This is a genomic window from Rathayibacter caricis DSM 15933 (assembly GCF_003044275.1).
Lineage (GTDB): Bacteria > Actinomycetota > Actinomycetes > Actinomycetales > Microbacteriaceae > Rathayibacter > Rathayibacter caricis.
Genome location: NZ_PZPL01000001.1, coordinates 2,301,960 through 2,321,036, shown reverse-complemented (window position 1 = coordinate 2,321,036; position 19,077 = coordinate 2,301,960). Strand labels below are relative to the sequence as shown.

Here is a 19,077-nt window from a genome sequence, read left to right as displayed (position 1 = left end):
GCCGTGCTGCGGCTCGCGCTCTTCGACCTCGACGACACCCTCTTCCAGCACGCCCGGGCGGTCCGCGAGGGGATCGTCGCGCACGCGGCGGCGCTCGGCGACGTGTACTCCGGCGAGGCGGTCGAGATCCAGCGCCGCTGGTACGAACTCGAGGAGGAGCACTACCACCGCTACCTGGCGGGCGAGCTCGACTACGAGGGGCAGCGGCGCGCCCGTGCGACGGCCTTCGCAGCCGACGCGGGCGTCGAGCTGTCGCCGGAGGAGGCGAGCGAGTGGTTCGCCGCCTACCTCGAGCGGTACGTGGCCGCGTGGACGCTGCACGACGACGCTCTGCCCGCCCTCGACCGGCTCGACGCGGCGGGCGTCCGGATCGGAGTGATCACGAACGGCGACCTCGAGTTCCAGACGCGCAAGATGGACGCGATCGCGCTGTCGGAGCGCGTCGAGCACCTGATCGCGTCCGGCGAGGTCGGCGTGACGAAGCCGGATGCGCGGATCTTCCAGGTCGCCTGCGAGCGGTTCGGAGTGGCTCCGTCCGATGCGCTCTACGTCGGCGACCGCCTCGGCACCGACGCGATCGGCGCAGCGCGAGCGGGACTCCGCGGCGTCTGGCTCGACCGGGTGGGCGGTCCGGAGCACGGCCGCGGGCTGCCCGCCGACGCCGTCGACCTGGGCGTGCGGCGGATCGGATCCCTCGACGAGCTGCCGACGCTGCTCGGGATCTGAGCCGGGGCAGCCTCGGCGAGGCGGGGTGTCGATACGCCGCTGCGCGGCTACTCGACCAGCAGAGGCGGCGGCGCTGGCGGGCGGGTCTCGATACGCCGCTGCGCGGCTACTCGACCAGCAGATTGCGGCTGAGCCATCGGGGAACGAGGAAGCGCCCCGGCGCGACCCGAAGGCCGCGCCGAGGCGCTTCGCCGATCCTGAGGCCGGCGTTCTCGATCGCCGCGCTACACGAGGCGAACCGGCGGAACGCGTGCGAGCGTTCCGACGTAGCCGGACGCAAGACGCTCTTCACATCGCGACCGCGCGCGAGAGCCGACTGCGCCACGGCGGGCGGGGACCACCGTGGAATCGATTACGACACGTCCTCGTCGACCCAGTCGAAGGTCTTGGTGACGGCCTTCTTCCAGAGGCGGTACTGGCGGGCGGCCTCGTCCTGGTCCATGGAGGGGGTCCAGCGAGAGTCCTCCTGCCAGTTCTGGCGCAGGTCGTCGAGGTTCTCCCAGAAGCCGACGGCGAGGCCCGCGGCGTACGCGGCTCCGAGCGCGGTGGTCTCGGCGACGACCGGGCGGACGACCGGGACGCCGAGGATGTCGGCCTGGAACTGCATGAGCAGGTTGTTGGCGATCATGCCGCCGTCGACCTTGAGCTCCTGCAGGGGCACACCGGAGTCGGCGTTGACGGCGTCCAGCACCTCGCGGGTCTGGAACGCGGTCGCCTCGAGCGCGGCGCGGGCGATGTGGCCCTTGTTCACGTAACGGGTCAGGCCGACGAGCGCACCGCGCGCATCCGACCGCCAGTACGGAGCGAAGAGTCCCGAGAACGCCGGCACGAAGTAGGCGCCGCCGTTGTCCTCGACGGTCGCGGCGAGTGCCTCGACCTCCGGCGCCGAGCCGATGAGGCCCAGGTTGTCGCGCAGCCACTGGATGAGAGAGCCGGAGACCGCGATCGAGCCCTCGAGTGCGTAGTGCACCTCACCGTCGCCGAGCTTGTAGCCGATGGTGGTGAGGAGGCCGTTCTTGGAGTGGACGATCTCGGTGCCGGTGTTGAAGATGAGGAAGTTGCCGGTGCCGTAGGTGTTCTTCGCCTCGCCCGGATCGAACGCCGCCTGGCCGAAGGTCGCGGCCTGCTGGTCGCCCAGGATGCCCGCGATGGGCACCTCGCGCAGCAGCGACGAGGACTCGACGTGGCCGTACACCTCGGAGGAGGAGCAGACCTCGGGGAGCATCGACTTCGGGACGCCGAACGCCTCGAGGATGTCGTCGCGCCACTCGAGGGTCTCGAGGTCGAGGAACAGCGTGCGCGACGCGTTGGTCACGTCGGTCTTGTGCACGCCGCCGTCGATGCCGCCGGTCAGGTTCCAGAGGACCCAGGTGTCGGTCGTGCCGAAGATCAGGTCGCCGGCCTCGGCCTTCTCGCGCGCACCCTCGACGTTCTCGAGGATCCAGACGATCTTGGTGCCCGAGAAGTAGGTCGCGAGCGGGAGGCCGACGATCGACTTGAAGCGGTCCGCTCCCTCGTCGCCCGCGAGGCGGTCGACGATCGACTGCGTGCGGGTGTCCTGCCACACGATCGCGTTGTAGACGGGCTTGCCGGTGGTCTTGTCCCAGACGACCGCGGTCTCGCGCTGGTTGGTGATGCCGACCGAGGCGATGTCGTGGCGGGTCAGGTCGGCGCGGGAGAGCGCCTGGCCGATGACCTCGCGGACGTTGTTCCAGATCTCGATCGGGTCGTGCTCGACCCAGCCCGCGCGGGGGAAGATCTGCTCGTGCTCCTTCTGACCGGTGGAGACGATCGAGCCCTTCTTGTCGAAGATGATCGCGCGGGACGACGTCGTCCCCTGGTCGATCGCGATGACGTAGTCAGCCATGTGCAAGTACTCCTTCGTAACGAGTGTGGGAGGAAGCGGCGCGGAGCGCGTCAGAGGATGGGGAGCAGGACCAGCGAGGACCAGCCGGCGAGCAGTCCACCGACGATCGGGCCGGCGATCGGCACCCACGAGTAGGACCAGTCGCTCGAGCCCTTGCCCTTGATCGGGAGCAGCGCGTGGGCGATGCGGGGGCCGAGGTCACGGGCCGGGTTGATGGCGTAGCCGGTCGGGCCGCCGAGCGAGGCGCCGATCGCGATCACCAGGATCGCGACGGGCAGCGCGCCGAGCGCGGCGAGTCCGCCGTCGCCCTGACGACCGCCGCCGAATCCGATGACGACGAAGACGAGCACGAAGGTGCCGATGACCTCGGTGACGAAGTTCCAGCCGTAGGAGCGGATCGCCGGGCCGGTCGAGAAGACGCCGAGCTTGTTGGCGGGGTCGGGCTCCTCGTCGAAGTGCTGCTTGTACGCGAGCCAGCAGAAGACGGCACCGAGGATCGCACCGAGCAGCTGCGCGGCGATGTACGACAGGATCGACACGATGTTGACCGGGACGCCGGAGCCGAACTCCTCAGCGCCGCTCGCGACGAGGCCGAGCGTGACCGCGGGGTTGAGGTGCGCGCCCGAGTTGTACGAGACGATCACACCGGAGAAGACCGCGAAGCCCCATCCGATGTTCACCATCAGGAACCCGCCGTTGAAACCCTTGTTCTTCACCAGCGCGACGTTGGCGACGACGCCGCAGCCCAGGAGGACGAGCAACGCCGTCCCCACCAGCTCCGCTAGGAACACCACTCCGAGATTGTCCACGATGACCTTTTCCTCCGATTCGAGCGGACGCGCGCACGCATCCGAGTCGAGCACCGATGCCCGACGTGTGTGAAGTTATCCGCGCCCCGGCACTCCGACAAGGAGCGACGCGTGCACGTTCGTGCGTAAAACCAAGGAAGTCCCGGCGCGATCGTGCTCGTGCCGGGACTTCCGCTTCGCTCCGCCTGTCTCCGCTTACGACGCGGGGACGGCCGTCGGCGCCTGCACCGAGGTGCCTCCGACATCGACGCCGTTGTACTTCTTCAGGTGCGAGATGGTCGCGTCGACCTCCTCGGCGCGCCTCGCGTCGTCCCAGCCCAGGACGGCTCCGGTGTGCTCGGCCAGCTCCTCGAGGAGCTCGCGGCTGAGTCCGCCGGTGAAGGCGTGGTTGGTGCGGCGCATGACCAGGTCGATGAGGTGCACGACGCTCTCGCGCTGTGCCAGGTAGCGGATCTCACCGGTGGTGAAGTCCTTGTCGAAGTCGAGCGCCTCGTCGTGGCCGTCGGCCAGGGCCTCGATGACCTCCTTCGCCCGGGTGCCGTAGCGCTCGAGCAGCTGGCCGGTGCGGGCCGAGGACAGGCCGGAGCGGTGCTGGCTGATCCACTGCGCGCGGGACGCGTCGGTTCGGGGGAAGCCCTTGCCGCCTCCGATGGCCGTCTTCACGGTCGAGACGCGGCGCGTCACTCCGATCTTGGTGAAGACCTCGTTGGCGAGGTGCTCGGAGAGGGCGCGGAACGTCGTCCACTTGCCGCCGACGAGGCTGAGGACCGGGGTCTTCCCGCCGGGCAGCGTCGAGGGCTCGATGCGGTAGTCGCGGGAGACGAAGCCGGGAGCCTCGTCGTCGTGACGCGGCAGCGGGCGGATGCCGGAGAACTTGAAGACAATCTGCTCGCGGGTCACCGGGATGGAGGGGAACACGTGGTTCACGAGGTCGAAGAAGTAGTCGATCTCCTCCTCCGTGCACACCGACGGCTCGTTCGGGTCGGCCTCGATATCGGTGGTGCCGACCATCACGCGGCCCTTGAGCGGGTAGATGAGGACGATGCGGCCGTCGCTGTGCTCGAAGAACATCTCGCGGCCCTCGCAGGCCTCGACCAGCTCGGGGTTGTCGAGCACGATGTGCGAGCCCTTGGTGCCGCCCATGAACTTCGTCGTGGTGCCCAGCGCGGTGTTGGTGAAGTCGGTCCAGGGGCCGGAGACGTTGACGACGACGTCGGCCTGGAAGGCGAACTCCTCGCCGGTCTCGCGGTCGCGCAGCAGGACGCCGCCCTCGGAGGTGCCGACGGCCTCGACGTAGTTCGCCGCACGGGCCTTCGCTCCGCCGACGAGCCCGTCGCGGAGGACGTCCAGCGCGAGGCGCTCCGGCTCGTGCACGGAGGCGTCGAAGTAGGTGGCGGTGTACTTGATCTTCGGATCGAGCTTCGGCAGCTCGTTCAGCGAGCGCTTGCGCCCGTGGAACTGGTGGCGCGGGACGACGCCTCCGTCGCGCGAGAAGAAGTCGTACAGCGTGAGGCCAACCTTGATCAGCAGCGCGCCGCGCTCCTGCGGCTTGCCCGACTTGTGCGTCAGGAACCGCAGCGGGGCCGCGAGGATGCCCGAGAAGGTGGAGTAGATGGGGATGGTGGTCTGCAGCGGCTTCACATAATGAGGCGCGATCTTCAGCAGGCCGTTGCGCTCGTGCACGCCCTCGTTGACGAGGCGGAACTCGCCGTTCTCGAGGTAGCGGATGCCACCGTGGATCATGTGGCTCGAGGCGCTGGAGGCGCCCGAGACATAGTCGCCGCGCTCGACGAGCGCGACATCGACCCCGTTGAGCGCGAGCTCACGGAAGGTTCCGATGCCGTTGATGCCACCGCCGATCACGAGGACGGTCGCTCGGGGGGTGTCCCGCAGGGCGGCGACGCTCTCGCGGATCGCGGGGGTTCCGGGAGTTCCGACAGACTGTGCCACTTCGTACTCGCCTTCGTGTCGTGTGTGATTCGTCCAGTGGTTCTTCGACCAGCCTCCGCATCAGTCTCGGCACCCGAGGTGGACGATTGATTTCGCGAAGGAATACAGCCATCCTTGACCCGGGAACACATCCGGTCAAGACGGGTGGAAATACGTGCAAGGAGCATCAGTGACCCCTGTCCGACCGGTCGTCGAACTCGACGAGACGACGCACGCGACCCACCCCGACAAGACGCGGGACGCGCTCCGCGCCGCCCAGCTCTACTACATGCAGGACCTGACGATGGACGCCATCGCGCACGAGCTGCACACGTCGCGCTCGTCCGTCTCGCGGCTGCTCTCGCACGCCCGCGCGACCGGGCTGGTCGACATCCAGATCCGCTCCCCGCTCGATCGCGCGAGCGCTCTCTCGGCGGAGGTGCGCGCGCACTTCGACATCACCGCGCACATCGTGCCGGTGCCGGACCACACCAGCGAGATCGACCGACTCGAACGGGTGGCGCTGTCCGCGGCGCGGATCCTCGGCCAGTTCATCGACTCCAACATGATCGTCGGCATCGCGTGGGGCTCGACGATGAGTGCGATCAGCCGCCACCTCATCGCCAAGGAGACCCACAACACCCAGATCGTGCAGCTGAACGGCGCGGGCAACACCGAGACGACCGGCATCAACTACTCCAGCGAGATCCTCCGCCGCTTCGGGGACGCGTACGCCGCGAAGGTGCAGCAGTTCCCGGTGCAGGCGTTCTTCGACGATCCGCTGACCAAGCAGGCGGTCTGGCGCGAGCGGTCGACCAAGCGGGTGCTCGAGCTGCAGCAGCGGATGGACGTGGCGCTCTTCGGCCTCGGCTCGCCGTTCGCGGCGGTGCCGTCGAAGGTCTACATCGGCGGCTACCTCGAGCCGGACGACTTCACTTCGCTGAGCGCGTCGGGCGTCGTGGGAGACGTGGCGACGGTGTTCTACCGCGCCGACGGGACGTGGGACGACATCCCCATGAACGAACGTGCAAGCGGCCCGGACCTCTCCACGGTGCGCCGCGCGGCGCGCCGGATCTGCGTGGTGTCGGGGGCGTCGAAGCTCCCGGGTCTGCGCGGGGCGCTGGCGGCCGGGCTGATCACCGATCTGATCCTCGACGAGGGCACGGCGCGCGCGCTGATCGCGGACTGACGCCCGGCGGCGCCCGCGAGAGACCACTCCGGTCAGTCCGCCGCGGCTTCTCGCGGCGCGCGACGGCGGAGGGGTCAGGACTCGCGGGCGTGGGAGTCGAGGAACTCGTAGACCTCGGCGTCGTCGATGCCGGGGAACGTGCCGGAGGGCAGCGGGGCGAGCACGTGGGCGTGCAGGCGTGCGCTCGGCCAGGCGTTGCCGTCCCAGCGGGCGGCGAGATCCGCCGGTGCGCGGCGGCAGCACGACTCGTCGGGGCATCGGGACTGCTCGCGGCGGTCGGTGTCGCGACCGCGGAAGAAGCGCGCCTCGGCGAACGGGACTCCGACCGTGATCGAGAACTCCTCCGTCGCCGTCGTGCCCGTCTGCGACGCCGACCAGAACGTGCCGGCCGGGGTGTCGACGTACTGGTAGTACTCCGTCGTGCGGTTGGTGCGGCTGAACGCGGAGCGGGCGGACCAGTAGCGGCAGACCACCTGCCCCTCGACCGCGCCGGTCACATCCGTCGGCAGGGGCAGATCGTCGTTCTCGTACGCCTTCTGGATCGACCCGTCGCCGAGGACGCGGAGGAAGTGCATCCGGATGTCGAGGTGCGAGGTCAGGAGGTTCGTGAAGCGCAGGGCGGCCGCCTCGTGGGTGACGCCGAAGCCGTCGCGGAAGTCCTCGACGGAGATGTCGCGGCCGCGCTTCGCCTCCTGCAGGAACGCGACCGCCGGCTCGAGCGGCATGAGGCAGGCGGCGGCGAAGTAGTTGATCTCGAGGCGCTGGCGGAGGAAGTCGGCGTAGGTCACCGGGCGCTCGTGCCCGAGCAGCCGGTGCGCCATGGCCTGGAGGGCCAGCGCGCGCAGCCCGTGGCCGCCCGGGATCGAGGCGGGAGGGAGGTAGATCCGGCCGTTGGCCAGATCGATGACCGACCGGGCGGAGTGCGGCAGATCGCCGACGTGGATGATCTCGAAGCCGAGGTGCCGCGCCATGCGCGAGACCGAGCTGTGCGTCAGCGCTCCCCCGCGGTGCCCGACGGTCCGCAGCATCTCGCCGGCGACCGTCTCGATCTCGGGCAGGTAGGCGTTGCTGTCGCGCAGCTGCAGCCGCTGCGCCGTGTTGGCGCGCCGCGCCTCCTCCGGCGTGGCACTCGCCTCGTTCCTGCGGCGCGCCAGCTCGCGGTAGACGCCGAGGAACGCCTGGAGGAAGGGCGTCGTGAGCCCCTTGTTGACCTTGAACTCCGGCAGCCCCAGTGAGCGGTAGAGCGAGCCCTTCTGCACGCGGGCGAGCTCGATCTCGAGCGCGGCGCGCTCGCTCGGCGGCTCGTCCGAGAGCAGAGCGGCCAGCTCGACTCCGAGCGCGGTGGCCAGGCCCTGCATCAAGGAGAGCCTCGGCTCCCGGCGACCGGTCTCGATGAGCGACAGCTGACTCCCCGAGACGCCCACGTGCTCCGCGAGCTGGCCGAGGGTGAGGCCCCGGCGGGTGCGGAAGTGGCGGACGCGCTGCCCGAGCAGCACGGCGTCGGTCCCGGTGGGGGCGGTGGCGGGGTCGGTCACGTCGAGCTCCTGCGATTGGTTGTGACGTACGAAGAAAAAGAGGCGTTCTTGACGGGTCGGACCCCGTCAAGACACCCCGATCCTCCTCCATTCTGGCTCCAGGCGCTACACGACGCCCCTCGACGCAGACGACTGATCGAGGCCGACTCCCCACCCGTCGACGACGACACACGAGAAAGCGGAGCGACCATGACCATCTTCACCAACACCGTGCGGCTCGAGCCGAGCACCCTGACCGCGCCCACGGCGGCGCCCGCGCCGGTCGTACCCCCCGCTCCCCTCGCTCTGCGCAGGTGGGTGCGCGAGATGGCCGCGATCCTCGAGCCCGACGCGGTCGAGTGGACCGACGGCTCCCCCGAGGAGTGGTACCGGCTGACCGGTCGCATGGTCGAGGAGGGCAAGCTGATCGCTCTGAACGCGGAGTGGCGCCCCGGATCGTTCCTGGCGCGCACCGATCCCGACGACGTCGCCCGCGTCGAGGACCGCACCTTCATCTGCACCACGGACGAGGCCGATGCCGGCCCGACCAACAACTGGCGCGAGGCGTCGTCGATGAAGGCCGAGATCGCTCCGTACTTCGCGGGCTCGATGCGCGGCCGCACGATGTACGTCGTCCCGTTCTCGATGGGCCCGGTCGGCGGCCCGCTGTCGCAGCTGGGCGTGCAGCTCACCGATTCCGCCTACGCGGTGCTCAACATGCGGATCATGGCGCGCGTCGGCGCCGCTCCGCTCGCCGCCTTCACCGAGGACACCGCCTTCGTGCGCGGCGTGCACTCGGTCGGCTTCCCGTTGCGCGACGCCGACGGCACGACCCGCGAGGACGTCGCCTGGCCCTGCAACGAGACGAAGTACATCACCCAGTTCCCCGAGACCCGCGAGATCTGGTCGTTCGGCTCCGGCTACGGCGGCAACGCGCTGCTCGCCAAGAAGTGCTTCGCGCTGCGCATCGCGTCGGCGATGGGCCGCGAGGAGGGCTGGCTCGCCGAGCACATGCTCCTCATCCGCATCGTCTCGCCCGAGGGCCGTCGCTACCACGTGGCGGCGGCGTTCCCGAGCGCGTGCGGCAAGACGAACCTGGCGATGATGCAGCCGGCCCTGCCCGGCTGGCGGGTCGAGACGCTCGGCGACGACATCACCTGGATGAAGAAGGGCGAGGACGGGCGGCTCTGGGCGATGAACCCCGAGACCGGGTTCTTCGGCGTGGCTCCCGGCACCGGGCAGACCTCGAACCCCAACGCTGTGCAGACCCTCTGGGGCAACACGATCTTCACCAACGTCGCACTGCGCGAGGACGGCGACGTGTGGTGGGAGGGGCTCACCGACGACGTGCCCGAGCGCCTGACCGACTGGCGCGGCGAGCCCTGGACGCCCGCCTCGTCGACGCCGGCCGCGCATCCGAACGCCCGCTTCACGGCGCCCGCGCTGCAGTGCCCGTCGCTGTCGGACGACTGGGACGCCTTCGAGGGCGTGCCGCTGGACGCGATCGTCTTCGGCGGCCGCCGCGCCACGAACGTGCCGCTCGTGACGCAGGCCACCTCCTGGCAGCACGGCGTGTTCCTCGGCGCGACCATCGCCTCCGAGAAGACCGCGGCGGCGGAGGGGACCGTCGGCGAGCTGCGCCGCGATCCGTTCGCGATGCTCCCCTTCTGCGGGTACAACATGGCCGACTACTTCGCGCACTGGCTCGCGGTCGGCGAGGACCTCGGCGCGAAGGCGCCCGCGATCTTCCAGGTGAACTGGTTCCGCAAGGGTGCCGACGGCTCCTTCCTCTGGCCGGGCTTCGGGGAGAACGCCCGGGTGATCCAGTGGCTGGTGCGCCGGCTCGAGGGGGCCGCCGACGCGCGGCGCAGCCCTCTGGGCGACCTGCCCGTCCAGATCGACACGCACGGGCTGAACCTGTCGGACGCTGTGAAGCGCGAGCTGTTCGCCGTGCCGGTCGAGGCGTGGCTGGACGAGTGCGCGCTGACCGAGGAGTTCTTCGCGAAGTTCGGCGACCGGCTCCCCGCCGAGCTCACCGCCGAGCTGGCGGCGCTCCGCTTCCGGCTGCTCGCGCAAGAGCTCACCGCGGAGCCCGCGGTCTGACCCGACTCGCAGGCTCCGCGCCTGCGCACCCTGTGGCCCGCGGGAGGAGCATCCCCCTTCTCGCACCCCCTTCCGCGGGTCCACGTCCTTCAGAACCGCGGATCGCCGCGGAGCAGGAACACTGGAGCACATGACCGACCGCATCACCCTCCGCTTCCTCGCCGCTCCGCAGGACGCCACCGCCGACGGCCGCAGCGCCCAGGCCGGCCGCGTGCTCGAGTGGATCGACAAGGCGGGCTACGCCTGCGCCGTCGGCTGGAGCGGCGGGTACTGCGTCACCGCCTACGTCGGCAACGTGCACTTCACGCGGCCGATCGTCGTGGGCAACCTCATCGAGGCGAGCGCGCAGGTGATCCACACGGGACGCAGCAGCATGCACGTGCTCGTCCGGGTCGGCCAGGCGGATCCGCGCACGGGCCTCTACGAGCCCGCGACGCACTGTCTCCTGATCTTCGTGGCGGTGGACGGCGAGAAGCGGCCGCGCGCGGTGCCGGAGTGGCGGCCGCGCTCGATCGAGGACGGCGCGCTCGCCGAGGGCGCCGCGGCCCGCATCGCCGGGCGGCGGGCGCTGCACGAGGTGATGCGGGAGCAGCGGTACACCGACGAGGGCACCGGACCGCGGATCGTCTTCCGCTTCCTCGCGGCTCCCGGCGATGTCAACTGGGGCGGCAACGCGCACGGGGGCATCGTCATGCGCTGGATCGACGAGGCGGCCGACACGGTCGCGCAGCGCTGGAGCGGGCGCGACGCCGTCGCGGTCTACTCCGGCGGCATCCACTTCTACCGCCCGGTCCGCATCGGTCACCTCGTGGAGGTGGAGGCGCGGCTGATCCACACGGGCGGCCGGAGCATGCACCTGGCGATCCACGTGCGCTCGGGCGACCCCCGCACCGGTGAACTCGAGCTGACGACCCAGTGCATGAGCGTCTTCGTCGTGCCGGGACCGGACGGCACCGCGGAGTCGGTGCCGCGGCTCGAGCAGGTGACCGACGAGGACCGCCGTCTGGACGCCCACGCCCTCGAGCTGATCCGCCTCCGCGCGGAGCTGCCTCCGCTCCCCCTGGACCTCGCGGCGCTCGCTCCGGTGGAGTGAGGATCCTCGACGCTAGGGTCGGAGCGTGACCCTCCCGATCCTCGTCGTCAACGGACCGAACCTGAATCTGCTCGGCACGCGCGAGCCCGAGCTGTACGGCTCGGCGACGCTCGCCGACGTCGAGTCGCTCGCGACCGAGCGCGCCGGCGCCCTGGGCCTCGACGTGGAGTTCTTCCAGGCGAACTCGGAGGGCGCGATCATCGACCGCCTCCACGCGGCGCGCGGCACCTGCTCGGGAGTGGTCCTCAACGCGGGCGCCTACACCCACACCTCGATCGCGATCCGCGACGCCGTGCTGGCGACCGAGCTCCCGATGGTCGAGGTGCACATCAGCAACGTGCACCGCCGCGAGGAGTTCCGGCACCGCTCCTACCTCTCGGACATCGCGGTCGCCGTGATCGTCGGGGCCGGCATCGCGGGGTACGGCTTCGCGATCGACGTTCTGCACCGCGGCCTCGTAGCCTCGGAGGCATGACGCAGCAGGATCCCGCCCGTTCCTTCGGCAGTGCCGTCGACGCCTACGACCGCGGGCGGCCCGGCTACCCGGACGACGCGGTCGACTGGATCGTGGCGCACGCGCCGGCCCGGGCGCCGGGCGCCCGCCTGCCGGAGCGCGCTCGTGCCGCCGGGGCGGACGCCTCCGATCGCCTGCGCGCGCTGGACCTCGGTGCGGGGACCGGCAAGTTCACGGCGTCCCTCGTGGCGCGGGGTCTCGACGTCACCGCCGTGGAGCCCGATGGCGCGATGCGCGGGCGGCTGGTGGAGTCGCTGCCCTCGGTGACCGCGCTGCCCGGCACGGCGGAGGAGATCCCGCTCGAGAGCGCATCGGTCGAGCTCGTGACGATCGCGCAGGCCTGGCACTGGGTCGATCCCGTCCGGGCGAGCGAGGAGATCGCGCGGGTGCTCGTGCCGGGCGGAGTCGCGGCTCTCGTCTGGAACATCCGCGACGAGAGCGTGCCGTGGGTGCGCCGCCTCGGCGAGGTGGCCGGCTCCTCCCCCGCGGAGCGTTTCGAGACGCTGCAACCGCCGCTGGGACCTGCGCTGGTGCGCCGGGCCTTCGCGGCGTTCGACTGGACGTTCGAGCTCGAGCGCGCCGCCCTGCTCGACATGTTCGCCTCGCGGAGCTACGTGATCGCCCTGCCGGAGGAGGAGCGGGCTGCGGTGCTCGCCGCGGTGTCGGGAGTGGTGGAGGGGCTGTCGGGCGACCGCGTCGGGATGCCCTACGCGACGCGGGTCACGCTCGCGGGGCGCGCGGGCTGACGCCGCTCCTGCTGGTCGGACGATCTCAAGAGGCCCTCCGCGGCTACTGGATCAGCGAGTACCCCCGCTGGTCGAGCAGCCGCGGCAGCGGCGTCTCGAGACCCACCACCGCCGAGAGGACGGGGATCTCGATACGCCCCTCCGCGGCTACTCGATCAGCACGGGGCCTCCCGCCCCGGTGCTACGCGACCTCTTTCGGGTCGCCGCCCACGCGGCCGGCCCGCTCGAGGGCCGTGATGGCGTCCCGCTCGTCGTCGGTCAGCTCGAAGCCGAAGACGTCGATGTTCTCGACGATGCGCGCCCTCGTCGACGACTTGGGGAACACGATGTGCCCGCGGTCGAGGTGCCAGCGCAGCACGACCTGTGCGGGAGTCACGTCGTGCGCCTCCGCGGCTCCGGTGATCACGGGCAGCTCCAGCAGCGGGTACTTGCCCTGCCCCAGCGGGCCCCACGCCTCCGTCGCGATGCCGTGCTGCGCGCCGAACGCCGTCACGGTCGGCTGCTGGTGGTACGGGTGCAGCTCGATCTGGTCGACGGCGGGCACCACCTCGGTCTCGGCGAGCAGGCGCTCCAGGTGCGGCACGAGGAAGTTCGAGACGCCGATCGAGCGGGTGCGGCCGGCCGCCTGCAGCTCCTGCATCGCCTCCCAGCTCTCGACGTAGCGGTCCTGCGCGGGGCTGGGCCAGTGGATGAGGTAGAGGTCGACGGAGTCGAGGCCGAGCTTCTCGAGACTGCGGTCGAGGGCTCCCGGCGCGGTGTCGCGGCCCTGGTCGCCGTTCCACAGCTTCGTGGTCACGTAGAGCTCGTCGCGCGCGAGCCCGGAGGAGGCGATCGCGCGGCCGACGCCCTCCTCGTTGCCGTAGATCGCGGCCGTGTCGATGTGCCGGTAGCCGGCCTCGAGCGCCTCGGACACGATGCGCTCGGTCTCGTCGGGGTCGACCTTGAAGACGCCGAAGCCGAGCTGCGGGATCGAGGTGCCGTCGTTGAGCGTGAGGGTGGGGATGCTGGTCATGCGTCCACTCTGGCGGCGAGGGCCGACATCCGGCACCGGCTTGCGCTCGCCGACGGCTGCGCTCACGGAGGTCCGCGCTCACGCCCGAGGCGAGTCCGCCGGGCGACTACCCTCGAAGGGCGCCCGCGCGGGTGCACTGACCGCACGAGGAGCAGTACGTGAGCATCATCGCCGCCGCAGACGGATCCGCCCTGGGCAATCCCGGCCCCGCGGGCTGGGCCTGGTACGTCGACGACGCGCGCTGGGCCGCGGGCGGCTGGTCGCACGGCACGAACAACATCGGCGAGCTGACCGCGGTGCTCGAGCTGCTGCGCTCCACCGCGCACGAGGACGAGCCGCTGCACATCCTCTGCGACAGCCAGTACGCCATCAAGGCGTGTACCGAGTGGCTGCCCGGCTGGAAGCGGAAGGGCTGGCGCAAGGCCGACGGCAAGCCGGTGATGAACGTCGAGATCATCAAGGCCCTCGACGAGGCCCTCCAGGGCCGCGCCGTCACCTTCGAGTGGGTCAAGGGCCACGCGAACCACCGGATGAACGAGGCCGCGGACGTCCGCGCCCGCGCCGCCGCGACGGCGTTCCAGCGCAGGCAGCCCGTCGATGCCGGACCCGGCTGGCCGAGCGCCGCGGCCGCTGCCGCCCCGTCCGCGGCGGCCGTCGAGGACTCCTCCGCGACGCTGTTCTGAGCATCCGCACGGAAGCGGCCGTGGTCAGGGCAGGACGAGCATCCCGGTCGCGATCAGCTCCCGCACTCCCGGCAGCACGGACGCGCTGACCGCCTCCTCCTCGACCTGCAGGATCGACGCCACGGCGGCGATGATCGCCGCGAGTGAGAGCTCGCCGTCGCAGGCCCCGACGACCGCGGCGAGGGCCGTATCGACGTCCTCGGTGCGCGAGAAGCCGCCGCCCTGGCGCAGCCGTAGCACGGTCGGGTCGTCGTTGCCCGGCCAGTAGTGGCGCTCCTCCGTCACATCGCGCGCGACGACGAGCGACAACCCGGTCAGCGCGCGGTCGTCGAGGTCGGCGAGCCGCTCGAGCGCATCGAGGCAGTGCGCAAGGTGCCCGCCCAGGCCCGCCGTCGAGAGGGCGCCGTCCACCCGCTCGAGGCGGCGCAGCGGGGGCCGCGGACGGGCGGGCAGCCGCAGGGTGACGTAGCCGAACCCGACCCCCGTCACTCCGCGGTGCTCGAAGTCCTCGAGCCAGGCGTCGACCAGCGCGTCGAACTCCGCACCGCGGGTGGTCCCTCCGTCGCGGATCCACGTCTCGGCGTAGACCGCCGGGTCCTGCTGCTCGCGCTCGACCACCCAGACGTCGAGCGGCGACGCGGAGCCGTCGATCCACGCGTCCAGTCCCGCACGACCGGGTTCGAGCGCCTGCTCGAGAGGAGCCCTCGCATCGGCCAGCCATGCGCGCACCCGGTCGAAGGCGTCGGCCGTGGCGCGGTACTCCCAGTTGCCGAGCAGCTGCGCGACCCCGCCCGGAGTCAGGTGCTCGGCAGCGCCGAGCACGACGCGGCGCACGATCTCGTCGCCCTCGAGCCCGCCGTCGCGGTACTCGTACGACGGCACGCCGGCACTGCGCGGAGTGATGACGAACGGCGGATTCGTGACGATGTGATCGAACCGCTCGCCGGCGACCGGCTCGTACAGGCTGCCGTGGCGGAACTCGATCGAGTCGATCCCGTTCAGCTCGGCGTTGAAGGCGGCGATCGCCAGCGCCCGGTGCGAGATGTCGGTGGCCACCACCCGGTCCGCGTGCCGCGACGCGTGGAGCGCCTGGATGCCGCAGCCGGTGCCGAGATCGAGGACGCTGCCGACCGGGCGCTGGATCATCAGTCCGGTCAGGGTCAGACTGGCGCCGCCGACGCCGAGGACGTGGTCCTCGGACAGCGCGCGGCCCAGCGCCAGCTCGCCCAGATCGGAGGCGATCCACCAGGACGCGGCGCCGTGCAGGTCGACGAGGTCGTAGGGCCGCAGATCCAGCGCGGCGACGACGACCGCTCCGGCCTCCGCGCGGACGAGCTCGAGGCCGATCGCTCCCTCGAGTCCCAGCGACGCGAACGCCGCCCCGGCCTCCGCGGCCGTCACCGGATCGGCGAGCAGGAAGAGCCTCGCGAGGACGGCGCGCGCCTGCTCCTCGGGCGATGAATCGGAGCGGCGCTCGAGCGCTCGGCGCGCGGGCACGCGGTCGCCGCGGTGGAGGGCCTCGGCGGCCGCCTCCCCCCACAGCTCGCGGACGGCGTCGACGCCGTAGCGGGCGCGGAGGAGGTCGTCGCGGAGGCGCGCGATCAGCGCGCGGTCGATCTGGTCGGGAGCCTGCACCGCTCCATCCTCGTGCACGTCCGGAAGCGATCGCGCACCCGTGGCTACGATCGGAGCATGCCCCTCACCGGAGAATACGAACCGAGCACGTCCGCCTGGGCCCGCGAGCAGGCCGAGCTCTACGAATCGAGCGGAGGCGCGGAGGGCAACCTCCTCCGCGGCAAGCCGATCATCGTCCTCACCACCGTCGGATCGCGCAGCGGGAAGCTGCGCAAGACCGCGCTCATGCGGGTCGAGCACGACGGCGAGTACGTCGTCGTCGCCTCCAAGGGCGGCGCCCCCGAGCACCCCGTCTGGTACGGCAACATGCTGAAGGAGCCGCACGTCGAGCTCCAGGACGGGCCCGTGAAGAAGGACTACACGGCGCGCGTCCTCGAGGGCGACGAGCGCGCGGTGTGGTGGGAGCGCTCCGTCGCGGCCTGGCCGGACTACGCGGAGTACCAGACGAAGACCGAGCGCGAGATCCCGCTCGTGCTGCTCACGCCCTGGAGCTGACCCGCGATCGGCCGGGCGCGCCTCGGCGCCCCGGCCCCGTCACTCCGGATCGACCCTCGACGCGATGAGGTCGAGCACCTTCGGGTGCGACAGCAGCGCGAAGTGCCCGACGACCGACACCGCGATGTTCTCGCGCGCGCCGACCAGGCGGCTGCCGCCGGGGATGTACTGGTCGCGCATGCCGTAGATCGACGTGATGCGCGCATCGGCGTCGCGCTCGGCGAGCAGGGTCCGGATGACCGGGCGGTGCGGATCGAACTCGCGCAGGGCGCGGGCGGGTGCGATCCGTGCGAGTGGTGAGCCGGTGAAGGGCGTCGAGACCGCGATCATGCGGTCGATGCGCCGCTCCTGCAGGTCGTCGACCACCATCATGTGCTTGCCGATCAGCCCGCCCTTGCTGTGCGCGACGACGACCACGTCGCGCAGGTCGTGCTCGCGGAGGTACTGCTGCCCGAGGGCCGCCGAGGCGACGATCGGACGCGTGTTGTGCCCGAGCGCCGGCAGCACGTGGATCGGATGGCCGGCGCCGTTCAGCCGGTCCGCGACGGGCCGGAGGAAGTGCCACGTCTCGTAGACGCCCGGGATCAGCAGCACCGGTGCGCGATCGCCGTCGGAGTAGTGCGAGACGTCCCAGCCGTCGCGCAGATGCGCGAAGCGCGACCCGTAGGCGTAGCGGTAGTCGCGGAGGTAGGCCCGCCGGAGCGAGACGGAGCGGCGCGCCGTCCCGGATCTACGCGCCGGCATACGCCTGTTCGAGCGCGTGGATGTCGAGCCGGTCCATCGCGAGCATCGCCTGCATGGCGCGGGAGGCGCCGTCGGCGTCGGCTCCGCCGAGGAGGTCGCCGAGGACGGATGGGACGATCTGCCACCACAGCCCCCATCGGTCCCGGAGCCACCCGCACCGGCTCTCCTGACCGCCGTCGGCCGTGAGAGCGTCCCAGAGCCGGTCGAGCTCGGCCTGCGACTCCACGGTCACCACGATCGAGACCGCCTCGGTGAAGGGGAAGCGCGGGCCCGCGTTGATCGCCTGGAACCGCTGCCCGTCGAGCTCGAACACCACCGAGAGCAGCGCTCCCGGTGACGGCGACCCCTCGGGCAGCACGCGGCTGTCGAGGATCCGCGAGTTCGGGACGAGCGACGTGTAGAACTCCGCCGCCTCCCCCGCCGCGTCGTCGAACCACAGGAAGGTGCTGACCGCGCCCATGGGAGCCTCCTCGTCCTCGTGCCGCGGACCGCCGATCAGAGCGGATTCACTCCGAACGCCGTCGCGAGCTTGTCGATCTTCTTGGCCCGGCCCAGGCGCGGCAGGTCGCTGCCGTCGCGGATCACGCGCCCGCGCGCCTCGAAGTCGTCGAGGAAGTCGCGCGCCCACGCCACGTCGGACGGGGTGGGGCTGATGACCTCGTTGATGACCGCGAGCTGCTCGGTGTCGAGGCAGAGCTTGCCGGTGAGCCCGAGCGACACGGTCAGAGCCGACTGCTCGCGGAGCACGGGGTGGCTGTTCGAGACCGTCGGACCGTCGATGGGGCCGGGCAGATCCCCGATGCGCGAGGCGACGACGAGGCGCGAGCGCGGGTAGGCCATGGCCAGGTCGTCGGCGCTCGTGCCGGTGTCGCGGCGGTAGTCGCCGCTGCCGAACGCGAGCCGGAAGCAGCCGCGGGCGCGGGCGATGGAGACCGCCTCCTCGATCCCGAGGGCCGATTCGACGAGGGCGAGGACCGGGGTCGAGCCGCCGAGGCGGTCGAAGGTCTCGGTGACGTGCTCCGCCGCCTCCGTCTTGGCGAGCATGACGCCGGCGAGGCCGGGCAGGCCCTTCAGCGCATCGACGTCGTCCGACCAGAAGGGCGTGGAGTGGTCGTTGATGCGGACCCACGCCTTCTTGTCGCCCTTCAGCCACTCGACGACATCGGCGCGGGCGGCGGGCTTCGCCTTGGGATCGACCGCGTCCTCGATGTCGAGGACGATCTGGTCGGCGCGAGACGCGTGCGCGGCGTCGAAGGTCTCGGTGCGCGTGGCGTTGACGAGGAGCCACGAGCGGGCGATCTCGGCGGGCACGTCGCGCCCCTTGCGCGTCAGGGGGGCGGGGGCGGTGGTGGTGTCGGGCGACGTCACGTGGTGGTCCTCTCGGTGGCGCGGTCCTCGCTCCGCGGACTCCGCCGCTGGGCGGCGGTGCCGGCTCCAGGGTAGCGGCATCGCGAGTGCGGCCGCCGTCGGCCGGGCCTCAGGCGCGCTCGGCCAGGCCCTTCGCGAAGGCGGCCTGGCCCACGTGCTGGGCGTCGTCGTCGACGACCGAGACCAGGCGGACGCCGAGGGTCACCGGCGGGTCCCACTGGCGGTCGACGACCTCGGCGAGGTCCTCGTCCGAGAGCGTGTCGAGGTAGGCGAGCGTCGTCGTGTGCACGGCGTCGTGGTACTCGGCGAGCAGGTGCGCGGGAACCGCGGCGAGCGCCGCCACCTCGGACGGCTCCTGTCCGTACCCGCTCGCGCCCGGCTCGAAGGGCAGAGCGGAGCGGCCGTGGAAGTCCTCGGCTGTCCACACCTGCTCGTGACCTGCGAGCGGCGCGAGGTGGTCGTCCTGCACGCGCGTCAGGTGCCAGATCAGCCAGGCGGGCGAGTTGGCCTGCGCATCGGCGCGGAAGCCGAGCTGCTCGGGAGTGATGTCGTCGAGGACCGCGTGCACGTTCTGGTGCACCCGGTCGAAGGCGTCGCGGAGGAGGTCGATGGCTGCGCTCATCGCTCCAGTCTGCGCGGAGGCCCGCCTC

General features: G+C 71.3%; 18 protein-coding genes. 8 read left to right on the top strand and 10 right to left on the bottom strand.

The genetic code is table 11. The annotated features are described in order from the left end of the window. Nucleotides 1-3 precede the first annotated feature (3 nt). Nucleotides 4-726: an HAD family hydrolase gene (locus tag C1I63_RS10820; RefSeq protein WP_107574781.1), complete on the top strand. Its 723-nt coding sequence runs from the start codon at nucleotides 4-6 to the stop codon at nucleotides 724-726. A gap of 352 nt (nucleotides 727-1,078) precedes the next feature. Here the strand turns inward: C1I63_RS10820 and glpK are convergent, their stop codons facing one another. The 3 genes from glpK to C1I63_RS10805 form a co-directional block, all read right to left on the bottom strand. Further along, a complete protein-coding gene (gene glpK / locus C1I63_RS10815; RefSeq protein WP_055787968.1) occupies nucleotides 1,079-2,593 on the bottom strand; it encodes a glycerol kinase GlpK in 1,515 nt (504 codons plus the stop codon). A gap of 50 nt (nucleotides 2,594-2,643) precedes the next feature. Continuing rightward, a complete protein-coding gene (locus C1I63_RS10810) occupies nucleotides 2,644-3,402 on the bottom strand; it encodes an MIP/aquaporin family protein (RefSeq protein ID WP_082481105.1) in 759 nt (252 codons plus the stop codon). A 195-nt stretch (nucleotides 3,403-3,597) separates the two neighbouring features. Further along, nucleotides 3,598-5,352 carry a glycerol-3-phosphate dehydrogenase/oxidase gene (locus C1I63_RS10805; RefSeq protein ID WP_211315612.1) on the bottom strand — a complete coding sequence of 585 codons (1,755 nt, stop codon included), beginning with the start codon at nucleotides 5,350-5,352 and terminating at the stop codon, nucleotides 3,598-3,600. Between the two features lie 268 nt (nucleotides 5,353-5,620). On the opposite strand from C1I63_RS10805, the gene C1I63_RS10800 reads away from it, so the two are divergent. Further along, complete coding sequence (locus C1I63_RS10800; protein WP_077223710.1) at nucleotides 5,621-6,520, top strand: sugar-binding transcriptional regulator; 900 nt, start codon at nucleotides 5,621-5,623, stop codon at nucleotides 6,518-6,520. Nucleotides 6,521-6,594: 74 nt separating this feature from the next. Here the strand turns inward: C1I63_RS10800 and C1I63_RS10795 are convergent, their stop codons facing one another. Next, nucleotides 6,595-8,055, bottom strand: a complete 1,461-nt coding sequence (locus C1I63_RS10795) for a helix-turn-helix domain-containing protein (protein ID WP_107574780.1) — start codon at nucleotides 8,053-8,055, stop codon at nucleotides 6,595-6,597. A gap of 189 nt (nucleotides 8,056-8,244) precedes the next feature. On the opposite strand from C1I63_RS10795, the gene C1I63_RS10790 reads away from it, so the two are divergent. The 4 genes from C1I63_RS10790 (at nucleotide 8,245) to C1I63_RS10775 (ending at nucleotide 12,490) form a co-directional block, all read left to right on the top strand. Beyond that, complete coding sequence (locus C1I63_RS10790) at nucleotides 8,245-10,137, top strand: phosphoenolpyruvate carboxykinase (GTP) (RefSeq protein ID WP_107574779.1); 1,893 nt, start codon at nucleotides 8,245-8,247, stop codon at nucleotides 10,135-10,137. Nucleotides 10,138-10,267: 130 nt separating this feature from the next. Next, nucleotides 10,268-11,230, top strand: a complete 963-nt coding sequence (locus C1I63_RS10785) for an acyl-CoA thioesterase (RefSeq protein WP_107574778.1) — start codon at nucleotides 10,268-10,270, stop codon at nucleotides 11,228-11,230. A gap of 25 nt (nucleotides 11,231-11,255) precedes the next feature. Further along, nucleotides 11,256-11,705 (top strand): type II 3-dehydroquinate dehydratase, encoded by a 450-nt coding sequence (gene aroQ / locus C1I63_RS10780; protein ID WP_107574777.1) that lies wholly within the window; start codon nucleotides 11,256-11,258, stop codon nucleotides 11,703-11,705. Beyond that, nucleotides 11,702-12,490: a class I SAM-dependent methyltransferase gene (locus C1I63_RS10775; RefSeq protein ID WP_107574776.1), complete on the top strand. Its 789-nt coding sequence runs from the start codon at nucleotides 11,702-11,704 to the stop codon at nucleotides 12,488-12,490. Before aroQ ends, C1I63_RS10775 begins: the two co-directional genes overlap by 4 nt. Nucleotides 12,491-12,671: 181 nt before the next feature. Here C1I63_RS10775 and C1I63_RS10770 read toward each other — a convergent pair whose 3' ends face one another. Further along, nucleotides 12,672-13,502: an aldo/keto reductase gene (locus C1I63_RS10770; protein ID WP_107574775.1), complete on the bottom strand. Its 831-nt coding sequence runs from the start codon at nucleotides 13,500-13,502 to the stop codon at nucleotides 12,672-12,674. Nucleotides 13,503-13,660: 158 nt separating this feature from the next. On the opposite strand from C1I63_RS10770, the gene C1I63_RS10765 reads away from it, so the two are divergent. After that, nucleotides 13,661-14,185, top strand: coding sequence for a ribonuclease H family protein (locus C1I63_RS10765; protein ID WP_107574774.1), 525 nt, complete (start codon nucleotides 13,661-13,663; stop codon nucleotides 14,183-14,185). Nucleotides 14,186-14,209: 24 nt separating this feature from the next. Here the strand turns inward: C1I63_RS10765 and C1I63_RS10760 are convergent, their stop codons facing one another. Beyond that, on the bottom strand, nucleotides 14,210-15,820 hold the full coding sequence (locus C1I63_RS10760; RefSeq protein WP_107574773.1) for a DUF7059 domain-containing protein: 1,611 nt from the start codon (nucleotides 15,818-15,820) through the stop codon (nucleotides 14,210-14,212). Nucleotides 15,821-15,877: 57 nt separating this feature from the next. Here C1I63_RS10760 and C1I63_RS10755 point away from each other — a divergent pair, with 57 nt between their 5' ends. Next, nucleotides 15,878-16,315, top strand: coding sequence for a nitroreductase family deazaflavin-dependent oxidoreductase (locus tag C1I63_RS10755; RefSeq protein ID WP_107575821.1), 438 nt, complete (start codon nucleotides 15,878-15,880; stop codon nucleotides 16,313-16,315). A gap of 39 nt (nucleotides 16,316-16,354) precedes the next feature. Here the strand turns inward: C1I63_RS10755 and C1I63_RS10750 are convergent, their stop codons facing one another. From C1I63_RS10750 to C1I63_RS10735, 4 genes are all read right to left on the bottom strand, one after another. Beyond that, a complete protein-coding gene (locus C1I63_RS10750; RefSeq protein WP_107574772.1) occupies nucleotides 16,355-17,059 on the bottom strand; it encodes an esterase/lipase family protein in 705 nt (234 codons plus the stop codon). After that, nucleotides 17,046-17,519, bottom strand: a complete 474-nt coding sequence (locus C1I63_RS10745; protein WP_107574771.1) for a VOC family protein — start codon at nucleotides 17,517-17,519, stop codon at nucleotides 17,046-17,048. Before C1I63_RS10745 ends, C1I63_RS10750 begins: the two co-directional genes overlap by 14 nt. A 35-nt stretch (nucleotides 17,520-17,554) precedes the next feature. Then, nucleotides 17,555-18,427 carry an HpcH/HpaI aldolase/citrate lyase family protein gene (locus tag C1I63_RS10740; protein WP_230671596.1) on the bottom strand — a complete coding sequence of 291 codons (873 nt, stop codon included), beginning with the start codon at nucleotides 18,425-18,427 and terminating at the stop codon, nucleotides 17,555-17,557. Nucleotides 18,428-18,536: 109 nt separating this feature from the next. Then, nucleotides 18,537-19,049, bottom strand: a complete 513-nt coding sequence (locus C1I63_RS10735; RefSeq protein ID WP_107574770.1) for a mycothiol transferase — start codon at nucleotides 19,047-19,049, stop codon at nucleotides 18,537-18,539. Between the last annotated feature and the right edge of the window lie 28 nt (nucleotides 19,050-19,077).

Bases quoted from the DNA above. Each gene is read 5' to 3' on its own strand.
- glpK (WP_055787968.1), bottom strand. From the start codon at position 2,593: ATGGCTGACTACGTCATCGCGATCGACCAGGGGACGACGTCGTCCCGC.
- C1I63_RS10800 (WP_077223710.1), top strand. From the start codon at position 5,621: ATGCAGGACCTGACGATGGACGCCATCGCGCACGAGCTGCACACGTCG.
- C1I63_RS10790 (WP_107574779.1), top strand. From the start codon at position 8,245: ATGACCATCTTCACCAACACCGTGCGGCTCGAGCCGAGCACCCTGACC.
- C1I63_RS10785 (WP_107574778.1), top strand. From the start codon at position 10,268: ATGACCGACCGCATCACCCTCCGCTTCCTCGCCGCTCCGCAGGACGCC.
- C1I63_RS10775 (WP_107574776.1), top strand. From the start codon at position 11,702: ATGACGCAGCAGGATCCCGCCCGTTCCTTCGGCAGTGCCGTCGACGCC.
- C1I63_RS10770 (WP_107574775.1), bottom strand. From the start codon at position 13,502: ATGACCAGCATCCCCACCCTCACGCTCAACGACGGCACCTCGATCCCG.
- C1I63_RS10755 (WP_107575821.1), top strand. From the start codon at position 15,878: ATGCCCCTCACCGGAGAATACGAACCGAGCACGTCCGCCTGGGCCCGC.
- C1I63_RS10750 (WP_107574772.1), bottom strand. From the start codon at position 17,059: ATGCCGGCGCGTAGATCCGGGACGGCGCGCCGCTCCGTCTCGCTCCGG.
- C1I63_RS10745 (WP_107574771.1), bottom strand. From the start codon at position 17,519: ATGGGCGCGGTCAGCACCTTCCTGTGGTTCGACGACGCGGCGGGGGAG.
- C1I63_RS10735 (WP_107574770.1), bottom strand. From the start codon at position 19,049: ATGAGCGCAGCCATCGACCTCCTCCGCGACGCCTTCGACCGGGTGCAC.